The organism is Protofrankia sp. CiP1_Cm_nod2 (genome assembly GCF_920664355.1).
In the GTDB taxonomy this organism is placed as follows: Bacteria; Actinomycetota; Actinomycetes; order Frankiales; family Frankiaceae; genus Protofrankia.
This window is the reverse complement of record NZ_CAKKTL010000001.1, coordinates 47,405-66,440: the sequence shown is the minus strand read 5'-3', so window position 1 is coordinate 66,440 and position 19,036 is coordinate 47,405. Positions and strand designations below refer to the sequence as shown.

Annotated in this window: 11 protein-coding genes and 1 pseudogene; all 12 read left to right on the top strand. The window is 74.1% G+C overall.

The features are described 5' to 3' along the window. Window positions 1-2,056, top strand: a pseudogene (locus tag NBW84_RS00260) (hypothetical protein); the annotation flags it as partial. 26 nt (window positions 2,057-2,082) lie between these two features. Next, window positions 2,083-2,595 (top strand): hypothetical protein, encoded by a 513-nt coding sequence (locus NBW84_RS00255; protein ID WP_250280527.1) that lies wholly within the window; start codon window positions 2,083-2,085, stop codon window positions 2,593-2,595. After that, the gene (locus NBW84_RS00250; RefSeq protein ID WP_250280524.1) at window positions 2,592-3,668 is read left to right on the top strand and encodes a hypothetical protein; all 1,077 of its coding nucleotides are present in this window, start codon (window positions 2,592-2,594) and stop codon (window positions 3,666-3,668) included. The genes NBW84_RS00255 and NBW84_RS00250 overlap by 4 nt, the downstream gene beginning before the upstream one ends. A 36-nt stretch (window positions 3,669-3,704) precedes the next feature. Next, the gene (locus NBW84_RS00245; RefSeq protein WP_250280523.1) at window positions 3,705-4,505 is read left to right on the top strand and encodes a phage baseplate assembly protein V; all 801 of its coding nucleotides are present in this window, start codon (window positions 3,705-3,707) and stop codon (window positions 4,503-4,505) included. 9 nt (window positions 4,506-4,514) lie between these two features. Then, complete coding sequence (locus NBW84_RS00240; protein ID WP_250280521.1) at window positions 4,515-4,847, top strand: hypothetical protein; 333 nt, start codon at window positions 4,515-4,517, stop codon at window positions 4,845-4,847. 22 nt (window positions 4,848-4,869) lie between these two features. After that, a complete protein-coding gene (locus NBW84_RS00235) occupies window positions 4,870-5,343 on the top strand; it encodes a GPW/gp25 family protein (protein ID WP_250280519.1) in 474 nt (157 codons plus the stop codon). Then, a complete protein-coding gene (locus NBW84_RS00230; RefSeq protein WP_250280516.1) occupies window positions 5,340-6,971 on the top strand; it encodes a baseplate J/gp47 family protein in 1,632 nt (543 codons plus the stop codon). The genes NBW84_RS00235 and NBW84_RS00230 overlap by 4 nt, the downstream gene beginning before the upstream one ends. Before the next feature lie 3 nt (window positions 6,972-6,974). Then, window positions 6,975-12,086, top strand: coding sequence for a hypothetical protein (locus tag NBW84_RS00225; RefSeq protein ID WP_250280515.1), 5,112 nt, complete (start codon window positions 6,975-6,977; stop codon window positions 12,084-12,086). A gap of 58 nt (window positions 12,087-12,144) precedes the next feature. Then, the gene (locus NBW84_RS00220; protein ID WP_250280513.1) at window positions 12,145-13,080 is read left to right on the top strand and encodes a hypothetical protein; all 936 of its coding nucleotides are present in this window, start codon (window positions 12,145-12,147) and stop codon (window positions 13,078-13,080) included. 73 nt (window positions 13,081-13,153) lie between these two features. Further along, the gene (locus NBW84_RS00215; protein WP_250280511.1) at window positions 13,154-17,407 is read left to right on the top strand and encodes a hypothetical protein; all 4,254 of its coding nucleotides are present in this window, start codon (window positions 13,154-13,156) and stop codon (window positions 17,405-17,407) included. Between the two features lie 221 nt (window positions 17,408-17,628). After that, window positions 17,629-18,012: an NfeD family protein gene (locus tag NBW84_RS00210; RefSeq protein WP_445548387.1), complete on the top strand. Its 384-nt coding sequence runs from the start codon at window positions 17,629-17,631 to the stop codon at window positions 18,010-18,012. Window positions 18,013-18,038: 26 nt separating this feature from the next. Next, complete coding sequence (locus tag NBW84_RS00205) at window positions 18,039-18,941, top strand: SPFH domain-containing protein (protein ID WP_250280509.1); 903 nt, start codon at window positions 18,039-18,041, stop codon at window positions 18,939-18,941. Window positions 18,942-19,036 lie beyond the last annotated feature (95 nt).

Here is a 19,036-nt window from a genome sequence, read left to right as displayed (position 1 = left end):
CGCCAGCACCGCCGTGGACGACGTCGTGCTGCGGCTGGCGCTGACCGTGGACGGCCAGGCCGGGCACACGGCCGAGGCCGCGATGACCGCCGTCGAGCTGACCCTCGACGTCTGCGCGAGCCGGACCGCGGCCGACGCCGATCCGCCGCCGCTGACCGCCGCGGCGAAGCTGAGCCCCGGCCGTTTCCTGCACGTCGCGCTGCCCGATCTCAGCCATGAGCGCGCCATGCTGCTCGTGCGTCCGCCGGTGCCCGCGGGCTTCACCGGCGATCTCGTCCTGACGCCGGTCACCGACGGGGTGCGGGCGTTCACCGAGGAGGTGCCGGCCGCCGGCCAGGTGGCGGTGGCCACCGCGGCCGCACCGCTGGTGCTGGCGGCGGTCACCCCCCCGGCCGGCCGCCGGTTGTTCGCCGAAGGCGTCACCGACAGCCCGCTCGGCGCCGACACCGGCTTCCAGCTGGGGCTGGCCGGCGTGGAGCCGGAGGGGGACCGGGTGACCGCGACCGTCGGCCGGCTCGAGGTGGTCGACACCGCCACCGCGCAGGCGCCGGCGGCCGGGTTCGTCCGGATCGGCCTGTGGGACCATGCCTTCGACGCCGCCGGGCAGGTGGTCAACCAGGCCACCGAGGCCGCCAACTTCGTCGGCTCTGACACCAGGCGTTTCTACTTCCGGCTGCGGGACGCGTCGCGGTCCGGCAAGGGCGCCACGGACATCGAGTGGCGCACCGTGCGGGACAACGGCGACGACTTCTCCTTCCGCTACCCTTCACAACCCGTTATGCCACCCGGCGACCGGGGCCTGACCCTCGTCGAGTCGGCCGCCGGCTCCGGTGTCTTCATCTCCCGGGCCGTGATGCTGGTGACCGACGAGGACGACCAGAACCAGCCCACGCACAGTGGCCTGCCGGCGGGCGTCCCGGCTGCCGGGACGGTACCGGGCCGCGGCCAACGCAACCACCGGCTCCGCCCGGCGGACGTGCGCAGCCAGGTGGTGTGCACCTATCCCCAGCCGGGCGTGCCCGGGGTCAGGGCCGCCCGGACGACGCCGGTCTTCCAGCGGCCCCCCACCGGCGCCGACGAGCGGCGCCGGCTGTCCTTGCAGATCTTCGTGCTTAGGCTCGGTCCGGGCCGCAACGATGGAGTGGTGAAGACCGAACCAGCTGATCCGATCTTCACGAGGGACCTGCGGGTGGTCGAGGAGGCATACGCCCGGCTGGGAATCGAGGTCGAGACCGTCGTCGGACAGGGCGCGGATGCGAAAGACGTCAAACAGGAGAACCGCCTGGTGTCCGACGAGACCGTACGGCTGACCGGGCCGGCGGCGTTCGTGCTGCTGCGCCCGCCCGTGGCCGACGACCCGCGTAACACGGTGGTGCGGTACCGCGGCGGGGCCGCGACGAGGCTGAGAGTGGTGACCGGCCGGGCGCCGGGCGCGGGTGAGGCCGCGCTCGATCTCGCCACCGGCCGGCTGACGCTCCCCTCGCCGCCCGCCCCCGGCGACCGGCTGGTGGCCACCTACGTCAGCGTCGGTCACCGGGTGGTCCTGATCGCACCGCCGCCCGGCGTCGACCCGGCGGCGGTGCGCTACGACCTGGTCGATCCCGCCAAGGACGACGAGGCGACGATCGGCGCGGCCCACCCGCCACTGGCGGACCCGAACGGCCCCGGGCTTGCGGGCACCATCCGGGTGTTCTACACCGGCGGGCTGCCGACCCGGCACAACCTCGGCGAGTCCTGGACGGAGATCAACTATTTGGGCACGAAACCGCAGGTGGCGGCATGCTTCGTTGACGGCCCGAGGATGACGCCGTATGTGCTGGCGCACGAGATAGGTCATGTCCTGACGGACAAATCCGGCGCTGTGCACGGGGGCCACTACGCGCAGCCGGCCGCGCCCGCGGGCAACCAGCTGTTCGTCGCCCAGAACCTGATGAACGGCGCGCCCCTGCCACCCGCGAGCGTCACAGGGACCAAACGGCTGTGGGACGTCCCGGACGCCGACGGTGTCAACCAGTTCACCGCGATCCGTGGCTCGCATCTCCTGCGTGCCTTCTGACCGTGCAGACCCGAGTGGAGATCCGGATGAGCCTCGAGGACGAGGTGCACGAGCTCGTCGAACTCCTCGAGACCGAGGATCTGGTTCCGTTCGCCGCGATGACGGCCTTCGAGCGGTTCGGCGAGGCGGCCAGGAACGAGGTCGTGGCGCGCACGGCGCGGCAGTTCTCCCCGCCGCCGTCCGGACGGCTGCTGGCCCAGCTGCCGCAGATCGTCACCGATGTCTCAAGACCGGCGCTGACCGGTATCTACCTTGCCAACCTGCGCTCACCGGACCCGCTGGCCCGGCTGTCCAGCCTGACCGGCCTGGTGGCCCTGGAGTATCCGCAGGCCACGGACCTGGCGTTGGCCGCGCTGCGCGACGGCACCGACCAGGTCGTCGCGGCCGCCGCGCGGATCCTGCTGCCGGCGGCGGAGCACGACGAGCGGCTGCGGGCGCTGCTGGCCGGCGTGCACGCCGACCACCGCGGCGACCCGGCGTTCCACCTGACGACGACCCTGCTGGCCGCGCACGGCATCGGGCCGGGGGAGGTCGCATGACCGCGCTGCTGCGGCCCGCCTACGTGCTGACCTTCCGCGAGCCGGGCGGTGACACCACGGGCGGCGGCGCGGCAGGCGGGGCGGGCACCGCCGGAGCGGGTGGCGCCGGCACGGTCGTCGACAGCCGGGCCGTGCCCGGTGTCAGCACCGTCAGCGAGCTGCGGGTGGAGCTCGGGATGGCCGGGGCGGCGGACCGGGTCACCCTCACGATGGGCCGGCTCGCCACCTTCCGCCCGCAGCCGGGTCAGCGGCTCGACGTCGCGCTCGGCTACACCGAGGGCGACCAGCCGCGGCAGGTCGTCACCGCGACAATCGTCGACGCCGATCCGGACCTGCGCACCCGCCGGCTGCTCGCGCACGGCGCGGCCGAGGCGTTGCTGCACACCCGGCTGGACCGGACCTTCGAGAGGAGCACCGCCGGCGCGATCGTCACCGAGCTGGCCGCCGCGGCCGGCGTCACGGTGGCGGCCGCCGATGACGGCATCCTGTTCCCCGCCTACGTCGTCGACGCCCGGCGCAGCGCCTACCGGCACATCGGGGAGCTGGCCGAGCTGTGCGGCTTCGACCGGTACGTCGACGAGCAGGGCAGGCTGGTGTTCGCCCGGTTCACCGGCGGGCGGACCGCGCACGTCTTCGAGTACGGCAGGCACATCCTGGCGCTGCGGGCGGACCGGCGGCCATCGCGGGCGACCAGGGTCACGGCGCTGGGGGAGTCGCCCGGTGCCTCCCGCGGCGACGATTCCTGGGCGTGGCTGGCCAAGGATCTCGCCCCGTACACCGGGACGGCCGGTTCGGGCGACGCCGTCCTGCTGCTCGAGCGCAGCGCGCTGCGCACGGCGCGGGCGGCGCAGCAGGCCGCGCAGGCCGCGCTGACGGAGCTCCGCCGGGAGTCGAGCGTGGGCGAGCTGCTGGTGACCGGCGCGCCCCAGGTGCGGCTCGGTGACGCGCTGCGGATCTCGGGGGTGCCGGAGCGCGGGATGGACGGCACGTACCAGGTCCGGTCGGTCACCCACCAGCTGCGTAAGGACAGCGGGTTCACCACCCGGGTCGGGTTCCGGGGGATCGGGACATGACGATGCGGCGAGGACGAGGACGAGGACGATGCGGCGATGAGCATGATCGTCAATACCCTGCAGGAGATCATCCGGCACGAGCTGCGCGGCATCCGGGTGAACGAGGTCGGCTTGGTCGAGGCCGTCCACCCGCACGCCGACACAGCCGACGGCGACAACTACGGCTGCGACGTCCGGCTGCGTGGCGGGCTGCTGCTGCGGCGGGTGCCGATCGCCACGACGCGCATCGGCTCGGCGGCCGTCCCCAACGTGGGCGACCTGGTGCTGCTCGCCTTCGACCGGGGCGACGTCAACGCGCCGATCGTGGTCGGCCGGCTCTACAACGACGTCGACCGTCCGCCGTTGAACAAGCCGAACGAGGTGATTTTCCGGCTGCCGCTGGCCGGAGCCGACGACAGGACGGTCAGGGGCGCCGTCCGCACCACCGACCGCGGCACGCCGGCCCGCGAGCTGATCTTCGAGCTGCCGCCGAAGATCACCGTCCGGGTGACGGACGCCGCCGTGCGGGCCACCGCGGGCAGGACCGAGCTGCGCCTGGACCAGCCGGACGGCGGGTCCGGCACGGTCACCGTCGTCGCCGGCCGAACCAGGATCGTGATGAACCAGGACGGCGACGTCACGGTCGAGGCGGCCCAGGCCATGACGCTTCGCGCGACGGGCTCGCTCACCCTCGAGGGCGCCAGTGTCGCGATCAAGGGCACTGGCGACGTGACCGTCGAGGCCGGGGGGTCGGCGACACTGAAGGCCTCCGGGACGGCCACCGTGCAGGCCGCTGGCGCGACGACCCTGCAGGGCGCGCTCGTCGCCATCAAGGGCGTCACCTCTTTCTCACCGTGAGTGCCGACGATGCCTGGACCTCCCGTCTCCCTCGGCTGCGCCGTGATGCTGACTCCCGGACTGTCGGGACCACCCGACACCGGCACGGTGACGGCCGTCTTCCCGCCCTTCATCACCGCCGGTGGGATGCCGCTGGCCGTCACCGGCTCGCTGTGCCTGATGGTGAACTCCGTCTGGGGCTTCCCGTACCCGCTGGTGATCGGCCCGGTCGCCAGCTCGGGTGTTCGCGTCGGTGGCCGCGGACTGGTCCGGGCCGGCGACCGCATCCCCACCCCACCCGGCGTCCTGCTGATCATCGGGCCGCCCGCGGCGCCCTACGTCATCGACCAGTGGCAACCATGAGCGCGACAGGACGGAGGTCGCGATGACAGACGCCGCCGAACCCCGCTGGGGAAGCGACCTGCGGTTACTCGACGACCTGCGGCTGGCCGACGACCGCGGCAGGGGCAGCGACCTGTTCACCGTGCGCCGCCCGCAGACCGGGCAGGACGACCTCGAGACGCTCTCGGCGCTGGACAACCTGCGGCAGGCGCTGCTGCTGCGCTTCCTCACCGAACAGGGTGAGCTCGCCCTGTTCGGCCACCCCGACTACGGCTCGCGCCTGCACGAGCTGGTCGGGCAGCCCAACACCGAGTCCACCCGCAACCGGGCCAAGATGTTCACCCTGCTGGCGCTGACCGCGGAGCCGCGGGTCGCCCGGGTGCTGTCGGTGGACGTCGCCACGCATCCCCGTCAGCGGTGGCGGATCGACATCACCGCACGCCTGCTGCCCGTGCACGGCGACACCCCGCTGAACCTGGTCTTCCCGTTCTTCCTCGACAGGACGGGGGCGGCATGAACCCGGACAGCGTCTTCCTCGTGGACCGGCCGTTCCAGGACATCGTGGACGACATCCTCACCGCGGTCATCGGCGGGGTCGTCAACGAGGAGATCATTTTCGATCTCAGGCAGGACCGGTACCCGCTCACCCGGCCGGCACTCGACATCCGCGGCATCACCGGAACCGTGCTGGACACCGACGGCGAACCCGGCCGCTACACCTTCCAGAAGCCGGTCGACTTCGTGTACGACCAGCCCGGCAACGTCGTCGTCTGGCAGGACGGCGGACGGCGGCCGGCCGACCTGAGCACCTTCTACGTCGACTACGCGCTGCCCCCGGACGACCGCCCCTCGCCGATCACCGACATCAACGTCGGCAGCGTGACCCGCACGCTGGCCGAGGCCGTCGGCCGGGAGATCGCCACCGTCTACGAGCAGATCAACCTCGCCTACCGGGCCGGTTTCCTCGACACCGCCACCGGTACCGCCCTGGACCTGGTGGTGGCGATCCTCGGAATCGCCCGCAAGCCCAGGCAGCTCGCGGTCGGGCTGGTGACGTTCTTCCGCGCGGCCGGAATCGACGGCAGCATCACGATCCCGGCCGGCACCGTGGTGACCACCGCGGCGGCGAAGGCCCGGTTCGCCACCTCCGAGCAGCGCACACTGCAGCGCGGCCAGGCGCGCATCGACGTCCCGGTGCGCGCGGAGGCGGCCTTTGCCGGGGACGCCGGCACGGTACCCGCCGGGGCCGTCACGGACATGCTTGCCCCGATCGCCGGGATCAGCCGGGTGACCAACATCGACCCGACGATCCTCAGCGCCGAGGGTGAGACCGACGAGCAGCTACGGGCCCGGGCCAAGGCCGTCCTGCGCTCGCTCGGCCAGGCCACCCTGCCGGCCCTGACCCGGGTGATCTCCGAGGGCGGGGGCCGGCCGGTCGAGGTCTGGGAGGGTGAGAACCCCGGCCCCACCAAGGCACCCCTGGGCACGGTGACGATCCTCGTCGAGGCCGAACCCGAGCGGATGCCGTCGCTGCGCGCCGCCGTGCACGAAACCCGGGCGGCCGGCGTGCAGGCGGCCCTGGTCGCCCGCTACGTCTTCTTCACCCCCCGGCTGGCGGTCGTGGTCAGACCGGGCCTGACCGCTCAGGGCCGGGAGAAGATCGTCACCTCGATGATCGCCAGGGTCCAGGCCTACGTCGACACGCTGACCAGCGGCGACCGCGCCGAGGGCAGGCTGCTGCTGGATGCGGCCGCCACTAACCCGGCCGGCGGCCGGGACCCCGACATCGTCTCGGTGCGGGCCGCGGATGTGATCACCTGGCGTCCGGACCTCGGCGGCCCCGGTGCCGAACCGCTCACCGACGCCGTGCTCACGGCGCTCGCCGGTCTGCCCGCCACCGCCGACGAGACGGTCCGGCGCGCGGCCGTCGAGGCCGCCGTCGGCGCCACCGTGCCCGCGCTGCCACCCACCGGCCGGCGCATCCCCGACCACGGCCTGCTGCGGGCCGCCGACGGCAGCCCGGTGACCGACGAACAGATCGACAGCGGCGACTTCGTCGTCGACCCCACCGTCGGTGACGAGTCGTTCTGGGTGGTGCTGGACATGCAGCCGTCCGACGTGGCCGTCCGGACACAGGGGGAGTAGCCGATGCCGACCAAGACCGACCGCATCCTCGGCTACCTGCCCGGCACCTTCCGGGCGGCGGCGTCCCGCTCGGCGCTGCGGGCCGTCGTCGACGCCTTCGGCGGGCAGCTGCAGCTCGGCGAGAACCTGCTCGCCGAGGTGATGCAGGCGCACTGGGCCGCCTTCGCCGACCGCGGCGGCGCCGCCGTGACGGATCTGCGCGCGATCGGCGCGCTCTACGGGCTGGCGCCCCGCCCCGACGAGACGGTCGAGCCGTTCCGCGAACACCTGCTGCGTCACGTGCGCACGCTGCTCGAGGGCACGGTCACCGTGCCCGGGGTGCTGCGGGTGGCGGCCGATGCGCTCGGGCTGACCATCGACACCGCCCCCGGCCGGCTGGACACCTGGTGGCGCCGCCCGGACGACCTGCTGGTGACGGTGGAGGCCGACCCGGCCGACGCCGCCACCGTGCTGCTGGGCGTGCCGAGCCTGACCGTCTCCGGCCGACCGGCCGGCCGGGCCGAGATCCACGGCACCCCCGACCTGCGCGGCGGGGCCGACCTGCGCGAACGGCACCTCCTGTACGTCGCGCTGGACGGCGGCGCCCCCGTCGTGGTGGACGTGGGCCAGGGCGCGGCGGACCCCGCCGCCGTCCCGCTCGGACACGTCGTCACCCGGCTGCGCGCGGAGCTGGGCGACAGCGCCGCCCGCGACGTGGCCGGGCGGGTGGTGCTGAGCAGCCCGACGTCCGGACCCGAGTCGCTGCTGGAGGTGCGCGAAGGACCGGACGACGCGGCAACGGCCGTGCTGGGCCTGCTGCCGCTGAGCTACCGCGGCACGGACGAGACGGCGGCGGCCCTGACCGCCACGGTGGACCATGCCGGCGCCGTCGACCTCACCGACGCCCGCTACCTGCGCCTGCTCGTCGACGGCGTCCATCCGGCCGAGGTGGACTGCGCCGGCGCCGACCCCGCGCACACCGCCCTCGACCACGTCCGCGACGCGATCAACACGGCGCTCGGGCTGGCGGCCGCCACCCACGACGGGCGGCGGATCACCCTCACCTCACCGACCAGGGGCGCGGCCAGCACGATCGAACTGCAGCGGGCGGCCGCCGAGGACGCCGCGCAACGCCTGTTCGGCCTGCCCGCGACCGTCCGGACCGGGCAGGACCCCCGGCCGGCGCAGGTCACCGGCACCGTGGACCTGCGCGCCGGCGCCGACCTCGCCGAGGCGCCCCTGCTGCGGCTGCGGGTCGACGACCTGCCCATGGTGACCGTGAACTGTGCCGGCGCGGTACCGGAGCGTACCCGGCTCGACGAGATCGTCACGGCGGTCAACGCCGCCGTCGGCACCGAGGTCGCCGCCGCCGTCGCCGGCCGGCTCCAGCTCACCTCGCCGGGCACCGGCGAGCTGGCCGAGATCGTCCTCGAGCCGGTCGGCGCCGACGCCGCCCCGACGCTGCTCGGGCTGCCACCGCGGTTCGCCGAAGGCGCCGCCGCGACGGCGGCCCACGTCACCGGCATCGCGGACCTGTCCGCGGGCGTGGCGGTCCTCGACCGCTACCTGTTCGAGCTCGCCGTCGACGGCGGCCGGTTCGTCCAGGTCGACCTGCGCGGCGACGGCGCTCGGCGGCTGTCCCTGGACGACCTGGTCGACCGGATCAACCAGGCGCTGGCCGCGGACGCCGCCACCGCCGCGGGGGCTGCCGGCGGCGCCGGCGGTGCGGGTTCCGCGGGCGGTCGGGACGCCGATGTCGCCACCCATGACGGTGAGCACCTGGTGCTGCGTTCCCGCCGGCCCGGCGGCGGCAGCCGGCTGGCGGTGCGCGGGGTCTCCGTCGAACGCCGACGGCGGTTCGTCACCCGGGCGTTTGTCACCGGCGAGGCGGCTATCACCCTGTTCGGTGTCGAGCGGGCCGACGCCCGCGGCGACGACGCGAGCCGGGCCGCCGTGACCGGCGCCGTCGACCTGCGTCCCGGTGTCGACCTGTCGACAGCCCGCTACCTGCGGATCGCCGTCGACGATTCCCCGCCGGTGGACGTCGACTGCGCCGGATCGCGGCCGCGGGCCACCGTCCTGGACGAGATCGTCGCACGCCTGAACGCGGCCCTGTCCCCGACCGCCGTGTCCCCGACCGCCGTGTCCCCGACGGCCGTGTCGGTGCCGGCTGTGTCGGTGCCGGCTGAGTCGTCGCCCGCCGAGCCGGCGCCGGACCGGCCCCGAGCGGGCCGGCCGCTGATCGGCCAGCCGCCGCCGGTCGCCATGCACGACGGCCACCGGCTGACGTTGCTGTCACCGACGGCCGGTCCGGGCAGCCGGATCGCCTTCGAGGTGCCCCAGGCCCAGGACGCGCGGCGGCTGCTGCTCGGCGAGACCGAGATGTCCGCCCGTGGCCGGGACGCCGGCGGGGTCGCCTTCGTCGGCGTCAGCGACCTGAGCGCCGGGGTGGAGCTGCCGCCGCACGCGGCGCTGCGGATCGGCGTCGACCATGCCGATCCCGTGCAGATCGCGCTCACCGGCGACCAGGGCGGCCGGCGTTCCCTGGGTGCCCTGGCCTCGACGGTGAACGTGGCGCTCGGCGGCAGCGTCGCCTCCCACGACGGGACGCACCTGGCGCTGGTCTCGCCCAGCCGGGGGCCGGGCGCCCGGCTGCGCATCGAAACGCCCGAGGGCGCGGACGTCACCGACGCGACCGCGGCGGTCCTCGGCGTCACGGCGCGCACCTACCACGGCGGCGAGGCCGAGCGGGCCAGGATCACCGGGCGCGCCGACGTCGGCGGGGCGCTGGACCTGCGCCGTGCCCGCTATCTCGTGCTGTCGGTGGACGGCCGGCCGGAGGCGACCGTGGACTGCGCCGCGCAGGCCGCCGACCCCGGACAGGTCGGGGCCGCCGACGTGGTGGCGGCCCTGACCTCCGCCCTGCCGGACCTGGTGGCCTCCGTCGTCGACAACCGGCTGGTGCTGGAATCCGGGCTGGCCGGGACGGCGGGCCGCATCGCCGTCCCGGCATACACCGGCGGTGACGCCCGCGCCCTGCTCTTCGGGCCGGAGGTGCCGGCGCAGACCAGGGGGGCCGCCGCCCAGCCGGCTGTGATCACCGGTACGGTCGACCTGCTGGCGCCGGCCGACCTGGCGCTGCGCTCCAAGCTGCTGCTGCGGGTCGACGGCGGATCGCCGCGGGAGATCGACGTCGCGGGCGCGGCGCCGGCCCAGACCACTCTCGCGGAGGTGGTCGCGGCCATCGACGCGGCGCTGCCGGGGGTGGTGTCGGCAACCGCGGACCAGCGGCTGCGGCTGACCTCGCCGACCACCGGCCCCGGCAGCCGGCTGGAGATCCTCCCGCCGCGCAGCCTGGAGGTCGTCGAATACCCGCCGGTCCAGCGGACGCTGCCGACCAGCTGGCTGCACCACGGTGACCAGGTGACCCTCGACAACGACGGTGCCGGCGACACCTGGCTGACGGTGCGGGTCGAGGCGCCGCACGGCAACGGCGGGCCGGCCCTGATCGAACGTGACTCGGGCCGGATCGTCGCGTTGCTGCGCCCGCTGGCAGCCGGGGAGGCGCTGACCCTGTGGCGGGCGCCGGACGGCTTCGTGCGGGCCCGGGTTGCCGCGCCGGCGGGAGCGGAACCGGTCGCGGTGGCGCCCGGCGAGCTGCGGGCCGGACACCTCGGGGCGTGGGCCCGGGTGCCGAGCCTCGCCGCGCCGTGGACCGGTCCGCGCGGCGTGCCCGCTGGTGGCCTGCAGCTGGACAACCCCTGGGCGCCGGCCGTCGACCAGGTGCTGCCCAAGGTTACCGGGCTGAGCGTGGAGGTGTCCCCGGCTGCCCTGAGTACCAGCGGCTTCGACGCCGACCGTCCGGACGGGGACCCGGTGGAGCTGACCGCTCAGCTGGTGCGGACCGACGATGAGGACGGCTGGGCGCTGGCGGGTGCCGGCGGCCGCCGTCTGGTCGCGGCGCGGCCGGGCGGCGAGGTGTCACTTGCCGAGCACGCGGGGGCGGTGGTCGGGGTGGCCGGTGTCCTCCACCGCGCGGATCCGCCGTTCGTCCTGGTGACCGCCCTGTCCCGGCGGTTCGACGTGACGCTGCGCCCGGACGCCCCCGCCGACGGCGGCACCGCATCCGCCGGCACCGGCACCGCCGACGCCGAGCGCTACCTGGACGTCACCATAGGGGAGCTGGCGGCCGGTTCGGGGTCCTCGTTCGCGTGGCAGGTGACCAACGGCGAGCGGCCCTCGCGGCTCGCCCGCGTCCGCCGGGAGCGCAAGGGCGACGCCCTGCTCCTCGAACGCGGCCGCAGCCGGTGGCAGGTGCTCGAATGCACCGGCAGCCGCCTCGACAGCGCCGTGTTCGCCGGTCCGCGGACCGCCCCGGACGACCTGTCCGCGGACCGCTTCGCCGGTGGGCCGTGCCGCTGGCCGGCCATCTTCGACGTCAGCGGGTATGCGCTGGACGGTGAGCCGGCCCGGGAGACCTTCGCCGCGGGCGGGCCCGCCGGTCCACCATCCGGCTGGATCTTCAGCTGGCCCCGGCACACCCCGGGTGCCTTCGAGGTCAACCTGCCCGCGGATCTCCCGGCCCGGTTCGGCGCCCGGTTCGGCGAGGCCAGGTTCGCCAGCGACCCCGACCGGCCCGAGCTGTACGAGCGCGCCGTCACCGAGCCACCGGGCGACGACGACAACCTCGTCGAGCTCGTCAACGCGCGCTCGGTGCTGCTGCGGGCCGAGACGGTACGGACGGTGCCGATCGGTTTCACCGCCCAGGCCCTGCCGTTTCGCGCCCCGCGCTATCTCAGCGGCGGCTCCGGGCCGGAGCACGCTCGGCTCTACCTGCGCGAGCAGGGAGCGGAGGGCTTCATCCTCCTGCGGGCGCGCGAGAACGGTCCGGCCGGAAACCTGATCAATGTCAGTGCCCGGCCGGCCGGCCCGGCCCGGTTCGACGTGTCGGTGGCCACGGACGGTGCCCGGTTCGAGTCGGCGCGGGCGATCGTCGCCGGGCCGGCCGCGTCGCTCACCGGCCGCGCCACGATCGAGCCGTCCCCGCTCGGCGTCACCGAGGCGAAGGCCGCCGGTGTCCGGGTGGCCGTCACCCGTGATCGCGGCGGGCCCCGGCCCGCGACACCTGAGCTCTGAGCTCTGACCGCCGGCCTGTCGAGCCCCACCCGTCCACCTTCGACCCCCGGAGCAACCCGTGACCGACCAGAACACTCCCTACGTCAGCTACAACCCCGGTGACCTGATCACAGCGGGCGACTCGATACGGCTCCAACTGTTGATCAAGAAGGACATCGGTGATCAGATCAAGGCTGCCATCGATGGCCTGACCAGGGTCGCGCAGGCCCAGGACGCCGAGAAGCTCGCCGGCCTGACCCCGGACGCTCTCGCCGCGCAGGTCCTGGAGTACGTGCAGCGCCAGCTGCCCAAGCGCACCGGCTACCTCAGCGTCCTGCGCCGCCTCGAAGTCGGCAAGGAATCGGTGATCGACCACCGGCTGGGCGCCTGGCCGCTGGTGAGCGTCTTCCAGCTGGACTACTTCCGGGTCGTCGCCTCCGAGGACGGGCACGTCTTCAACCCGTTGGCAACGTTCTACCTGCATCACAGCAGCGAGAGCCGGATCCGCTTCCGGCCGGAGAACACCCCGGCCAGCGATCTGGAGTCGGTGGACGTCGATCCCGTCGCCGGGCATCCGTACCACATTCCGTGGCGTCACATGCTGGAGCTGTACGGTGTCGAGACGCCGGAGGACGCCACGCTCAGCGAGGTGGAGAGCGAGTTCTGGAGCAGGTTCAACGCCGCCCCGAACGACCGGTTCGACGACGACCAGTACTTCCACTCCCCGTGGTTCGACCGTTGCTGCGGCGAGCGCCGGACCGTCCGGCAGCTCTCCCGGGACTGGGACAACATCTACTTCCAGATGCGTCCGCGGCTGACGCTCAACCTCACGGGCACCGGCGAGCAGGAAGGCACCTCGGTCCTGCCCCCGCCCGCGCCGTCGGAGGTCCAGGTGGTCCAGTTCGGCCTGCAGTCGATCGGGCTGACCCTGCTGAAGGCCCCGCAGCTGCCCGCCAGCCCCCCCACGGACTTCCCCACGGAGCACCTGAAGGTCCTCGTCCTGCTGAAGGTCTGACCTGGCGTGCGGTCCGCGCGAGCCGGAAGCCCGAACGAGCCGGATGAGCTGAACGAGCCGAGGGTCTGGGACGATGCGACGGAGTGAGCGTTTCGACGGTGCCGGTGTGCCTTTCGAGGGCGACCGCACCGTGTGGCTGCGGTCGATCCCGGCGGGAGCGCGGATCAGCTCCGCCGTGCTCACGCTCACTCCCGTCGCCGCACCCGGCGCGCCGTTGTTCGAGGAGGTCATCGCGTTCACCGGCGACACCGGGACCTGGGGGGCGACCCGGTCCAGCGGCGGCACGGCCACCCTCCGGTGGGCCGAGCTGGACTTCCACCAGCGGCGCACCCTGACCCGCATCCGCGGCGGCGACCTGACCGGTGCCGAGCTGCAGGTCGACCTCGGCGGCGTCTACATACGGCTGAACGACCGGGGGGCGCCGCTGATCCCGGACGATCACCTCGCCGGGGTGCTCACGCTGGCCGCCGACGGAGCCGTCCCCGGGCTGGCCGCGGCCAGATTCAAGATCACCCGCAAGGGCGGGCCGCTGGCGGTCAGCCTGGTGACCCTGCGATCGACACCGTCCAACCTCGTGGCGCGGGCCGGCTCACAACCGGCGTTGTGGTCCCGTCCCGGCGAGCTGGTCCGCCGCGAGAGCACCCCGGACGTCGCCGCCGCGCTGCAGGCGGCGCTCGCCACCGCCGAGGTCGAGGACGGGTTCTACCGGCTGCCGCTGACGGTCCACTCGGACACCCTCTGCCGGCTGGATCTGGAACTCGCGGTGGAGTTCACCGTGGCTGCCGCGGTTCTTCCCGGCGGCATCACCGAGGCCACCGTCACCTACGGCTACGCGGGCCTGCCGCGGCCCGGTGCGGTGCCGCTGCGCCTGTCGGTTCCGGCCGGCGCCCGGCTGGTACCCGCCCGCGCGCGTTCGACGGCGACCGGCGCCTTCGCCGCCTCCCGGGTCGGCCATGGTCCGACCGGGGCGGTCAGCCCGGCCGGTGTCCTGCCGCTGACCGCGGACGTGTCCCTGGCCTGCCCGGTCGTGGTCGCCGACGATCTGGTGGTCACGGCCGTCGACCTGCTCGTGGCGGCGGGGACGCCGACCGCGACGGTGCTGCTCAACGTTGTCGCCGACACCGACGGCAAACCCTGGAACGAGCCGTTGCTGCCCCGTCCGGTCACGGTGGAACTCGAACGTGGCGTCGCCGAGGAGACGCAGTGGGTCAGCGCCGGGCTGGATGCGGCGTTCACCTTCCACGCCGGGCGCCGGTACTGGCTGACGCTCCAGATCGAGCACGGGGAAGCGGCCTGGGCGGTGTTACCCGCCGCTACCGCCCAGAGCGCCCCGGCCACCCCGGCGAATCCGGCCACCCCGGCCACCCCGGCCACCCCGGCAGGCCCGGCGAGACCGACCGGCCCGGCAGCTCCGTCGGCTTCTGTCGGCTCGGCCACGTCGGCCGGCCCGGCGACCCAGCGCAGCCTGGACGGCGGGCTGTCATGGCGACCGGTGGGCGTCGCCGGTGCCGAGCCCGCTGCCGCGCTGTTCCGGCTGCGCATCGTCCCCGCCCGGTTCACGATGCCGGTGGAGCTTCAGGTAGGGGAAGGCGCGGCGGCCCACCGGGTCGGCCTGCAACGGCTCGCCCCGCTGGGCCGGGTGGAGATCGACCTGAACGCCGAAGAAATCATCGGCGGTGTCAACGCGGCCCTGGCCGCGGCACCGGAAGCCCAGGGCTGCCCGAGCGGTGAGCACGTGCGCAACGGCGGCTTCACCCGCTGGAACCGGACGGCGGACCTGCCGAACGGCTCCCGGGTCGTGGTTGCCGGCTTCCCGGTGCGGCGGATCGCGGTCGCCGCGGGCGGCTGCCGCGCCTTTGCCGCGGGTGGCGCACCGGCCGGGAATCTGGCGGTGCTGAGGATTCTCCCCGAGGTGGCCGTGCTCGACGTCTTCCCCGACCGCATGGAGGCCCGCCGGCAGCGTGATCCTTTCACGCTGCCGGCGGCCGGTTCGCTGGACGGCTTGGCCGCCGACCCCGGCGGGCGCTACGGCTACGTTCTGCTGGACGGCCAGAAGCTGGTGACAGTGGACGTCGAGGGCGACCGGACCACGCCTGTCACGCTGGCCCACGGCGGACTGACGGCGGTGGCTGCCTCCCCGGACGGAACCACTCTCTACCTGGCCGGTACGCGCAGTGCCGACGCTGGTGCCGACGGCGGCGCTGAAGGCGGTGGGGGAGCTGAAGGCGGTGGGGGAGCCGGTGGCGCAGAGGCCGCGGTCGCGCACAGCGTCGTCGCCGTGGCGGCGTCCGATGTCCGCGCCGGCGAGGCCCCGGGCGGGGAGGGCAAGCTGTGGGGCGCCGAGGCGGTGCTGGATGATCCCCCCGTCGATCTGGCGGTCAGCCCCGACGGCTTGACGCTGTGGGTTCTGACCAGCGGGGAGCACGGCTGCGCGCTGGTCGCGATCGACCTGGCGCGGCTGGCTGTCCGCGGCGGGCCGATCCCGCTGGACGACGGGGCGATTCGATGCGCGCTCACCGCGGACGGCAGGACCGCCGCCGTCGTGCACTCCGGGGCCGCGCTGAGCGTCGTCGACCTGACGTCCGCGGTGGTGCGTAACCGGTTGAGCCTGCGCCCGGACAGCGGCCGCGACGGCTCGAGGGCGTCGGGCGTCGCGGTCAGTGGGGACGGACGCCATGCCTTCGTCACCCTGCGCACCGCCGATGCCGTGGCGGTCGTGGACCTGACACGGTCCCGCGTCGTGGACCGGGTGGCGGTCGGTGGCGGGCCCGCGGACTGCGTGATCACCCCGGACGGTGAGCGGCTGTATGTCGCGGACCTGCTGCTGCCCGAAGGTGCGCTGCCCGAAGCTCCAGCCACCGGCCCGCAGACCCCGACGGCCCCGCAGACCCCGACGGCCCCGCAGACCCCGACGGCCCCGCAGACCCCGACGGCCCCGCAGACCCCGACGGCCCCGCAGACCCCGACGGCCCCGCAGACCCCGGACAGGTTCACCGTGCTGACCATCGGCACCCTGGTGCCCGAGGACTGGGTGGTCACGGCTGGCGTCGTCCGGCCCTGCTGCCTGCCGCCGGGCGGCCGGGCAGCGATGATCGGTGCCGAAGCCCCGGGCGGTGACGAGCTGGCCCGCGCACCGGGCGACGATGAGCCGCAGCTCATCGCGACGTCGGCGTTGGCCCAGGTCATGCCCGTTTCGGGCGGATGCCGGTACGAACTGACGTTCACGGCCTCGGCCTCGGCCGCGGGCGCGGCCGCCGAGCTGCACTGGCGCGCGGCCGGCTGCACGGTCGAGCGCACGGACGAGGTGCCGATCCGGGAGCGGCCCACGGATGAGGCCGCGGCCGGGCTCACGACAACGGTGGCGCGCTCCGGCGAGGATCCGGCGGTCGGGGTACAGCCGCGGCTGCGGACACATCACGCCGTCCTGACCTCCCCCGCCGGCGCCGAACAGGTGGAACTGCGGTTGCGGGCGCCGGCCGGAGTGGTGGCAGCGGTGGACCAGGTCTCGTTGCGCGCCACCGAGAGTGTGCTGACCAACGCGGACCTGATGTTCGATGACGACGTGCTGGTCGGCTGGGAGCTCAGCCCACCGGCTCCGGCCGGGTTCGACGCCACCTCCGCGGCGGATCATCTGAGCCTGGTCAACGGCGCGGCGGTCGTGGTGACGCTCGCGCAGCGGGCGAGCGTGCAGGCCGGCCGCCCGTACCGGCTCCTGATCGACGCGGCGGCTCCGGCCGGCGCCGCCGCGGTGCCGTCGGCGGAGGTTGTCTGGTCGGCGGCCGGGAGCCCGACCGGGGCGGTACTGTCGGTGCCGCTGCCGTCCTCGGCGGCCGTCCCACAGGTCAGGATCGGTACGGCCCCTCCCGGCGCGGACGCGGCGCAGGTGCGCGTCGTCCTGCCTGCGGGGTCCGTGCTAGGGCTGCGCCGGGTGACGTTGGAGGCCGTCATGGTCACCGAGGTACCCGTCACGTTCATCGCTGCCTCGCCCGGTGAGCTGACGGTGACGAACTGGCAGGTGGCCTACGACATCGACGAGACCCCCCGGCTGCCGCCACCGCCCGCTGGCGGGCTGTGCCTGCCCGGCCGCCCGGAACCGGTGCCCGGCGAGAGCCCGGCGGGCGCCGGCTACTGCGTCACCTGCCAGGGAGAGCACGAGCTGCTCGGCCCCGAGCCCACCGTGACCGCGTCGGGCGCGGCCTCCACCCGCTTCAGCTGTGCCAACTGCGGCTCGCGGGTGGTGCTCCCCGGCACGCACGGCATTCCCGTGCCGCCCAGCGGGCCGTTACGGGTCGGCGGGCCACCCACCCCACCCCGCCGGCCGGGGTGAGGCCCCCCGGGTCCGGTGGCGGCCCTGAAGCCAGGATGCGTCCTGGCGGAAGGAGACGTGCTTGGTCGTGCCGGCACCGAGAAGTACCCGCGGGAGCCGCGGGAGCCGGGTGTCGGCTGGATGCCAGCCCTTACGCCCTGGGCCGGATCGTGGATAGCATGATGGTCATGCCGCCGTGGCTGTGGTGGTTGGTGATCGCAGGCGTTCTTGGCGTGGGCGAGATGCTTACCCTTGCCCTCATTCTCGGGATGACCGCGCTCGCGGCCCTGGTGGCGGGCGCGGCCGCCGGGGCCGGCGGCCCGCTGCCCATCCAGCTTGTCGCGTTCGCCGCCACCTCCGTGGTGCTGTTGCTCGGGCTGCGGCCGGTCGCGCGCCGTCACCTGCACCAGGCGCCGGCCGTCGCGACCGGTACCGACGCGCTGATCGGCATGACCGGTGTCGTCCTTGAGCCCGTTAACGGTGACGGTGACGGCCGGGTCAGGATTCGCGGTGAGATATGGTCGGCCCGCGCGACGATCGACGGTCAGGTCCTTGAACCGGGCACGAGCGTGCGCGTGCTGCGCATCGACGGCGCCACGGCCATCGTCCACCCCGCGCAGCTGTAGCGGGCCTTGGGACCGGGGAGGCGTCGATGACCGGGCTGATCGCCACCGCGGTCGTTCTGCTGGTGCTGCTGGTTTTTCTCAGCCGGGCGGTGCGGGTTGTGCCGCAGGCCCGGGCGGTCGTGGTCGAGCGGCTGGGCCGGTACCACCGGACCCTCACCCCGGGCCTGGCCCTCGTCATCCCCGTCGTGGACCGGATCCGTGAACGCGTCGACCTGCGCGAGCAGGTGGTGACCTTCCCGCCGCAGCCGGTGATCACCGAGGACAACCTCGTCGTGGGCATCGACACGGTGATCTACTTCCAGGTCACCGACCCGCGCGCGTCCACCTACGAGATCGCCGACGTCATCAGCGCGATCGAGCAGCTCACTGTCACGACGCTGCGCAACGTGATCGGTAGTCTGAACCTGGAGCAGACCCTGACCTCCCGTGATGAGATCAACACCAGGCTGCGCGGTGTGCTCGACGAGGCGACCGGCAAGTGGGGCATCCGGGTCAACCGGGTGGAGCTCAAGGCCATCGACCCGCCGGCGTCGATCCAGGACTCGATGGAGAAGCAGATGCGCGCCGAGCGGGACCGCCGGGCGGCGATCCTGTCGGCGGAGGGCGTCAAGCAGAGCGAGATCCTGCGCGCCGAGGGTGAGAAACAGGCCGCGATCCTGCGCGCCGAGGGAGAGCGGCAGGCGAAGATCCTCGCCGCGCAGGGCGAGGCGGAGGCCATCACCACGGTGTTCCGGGCGATCCATGCCGGCAACGCCGACCAGAAACTGCTCGCCTACCAGTACTTGCAGACCCTGCCGCGCATCGCCGCGGGCGAGGCGAACAAGGTCTGGATCGTCCCCAGCGAGCTGACCAGGGCGTTCGGGGGCCTCGCCGCCTTCGGTGGCCTCGCCGACGGGCCGGACCACACGGCCGGCGGGCAGCCTCGCTGACAGCTTCCCGCCCGGTCCCCCGCGTCTGCGTCTCCGTCCGCGCGGACGTACCCGCGTGTACGTACGGTCACCGTAGTGACGCCGTCGGCCGGTAC

Excerpts from the sequence above, each read along its gene's own strand:
- NBW84_RS00255 (WP_250280527.1), top strand. The coding sequence starts at position 2,083 with ATGAGCCTCGAGGACGAGGTGCACGAGCTCGTCGAACTCCTCGAGACC.
- NBW84_RS00250 (WP_250280524.1), top strand. The coding sequence starts at position 2,592 with ATGACCGCGCTGCTGCGGCCCGCCTACGTGCTGACCTTCCGCGAGCCG.
- NBW84_RS00245 (WP_250280523.1), top strand. The coding sequence starts at position 3,705 with ATGAGCATGATCGTCAATACCCTGCAGGAGATCATCCGGCACGAGCTG.
- NBW84_RS00240 (WP_250280521.1), top strand. The coding sequence starts at position 4,515 with ATGCCTGGACCTCCCGTCTCCCTCGGCTGCGCCGTGATGCTGACTCCC.
- NBW84_RS00235 (WP_250280519.1), top strand. The coding sequence starts at position 4,870 with ATGACAGACGCCGCCGAACCCCGCTGGGGAAGCGACCTGCGGTTACTC.
- NBW84_RS00230 (WP_250280516.1), top strand. The coding sequence starts at position 5,340 with ATGAACCCGGACAGCGTCTTCCTCGTGGACCGGCCGTTCCAGGACATC.
- NBW84_RS00225 (WP_250280515.1), top strand. The coding sequence starts at position 6,975 with ATGCCGACCAAGACCGACCGCATCCTCGGCTACCTGCCCGGCACCTTC.
- NBW84_RS00215 (WP_250280511.1), top strand. The coding sequence starts at position 13,154 with ATGCGACGGAGTGAGCGTTTCGACGGTGCCGGTGTGCCTTTCGAGGGC.
- NBW84_RS00210 (WP_445548387.1), top strand. The coding sequence starts at position 17,629 with ATGCTTACCCTTGCCCTCATTCTCGGGATGACCGCGCTCGCGGCCCTG.
- NBW84_RS00205 (WP_250280509.1), top strand. The coding sequence starts at position 18,039 with ATGACCGGGCTGATCGCCACCGCGGTCGTTCTGCTGGTGCTGCTGGTT.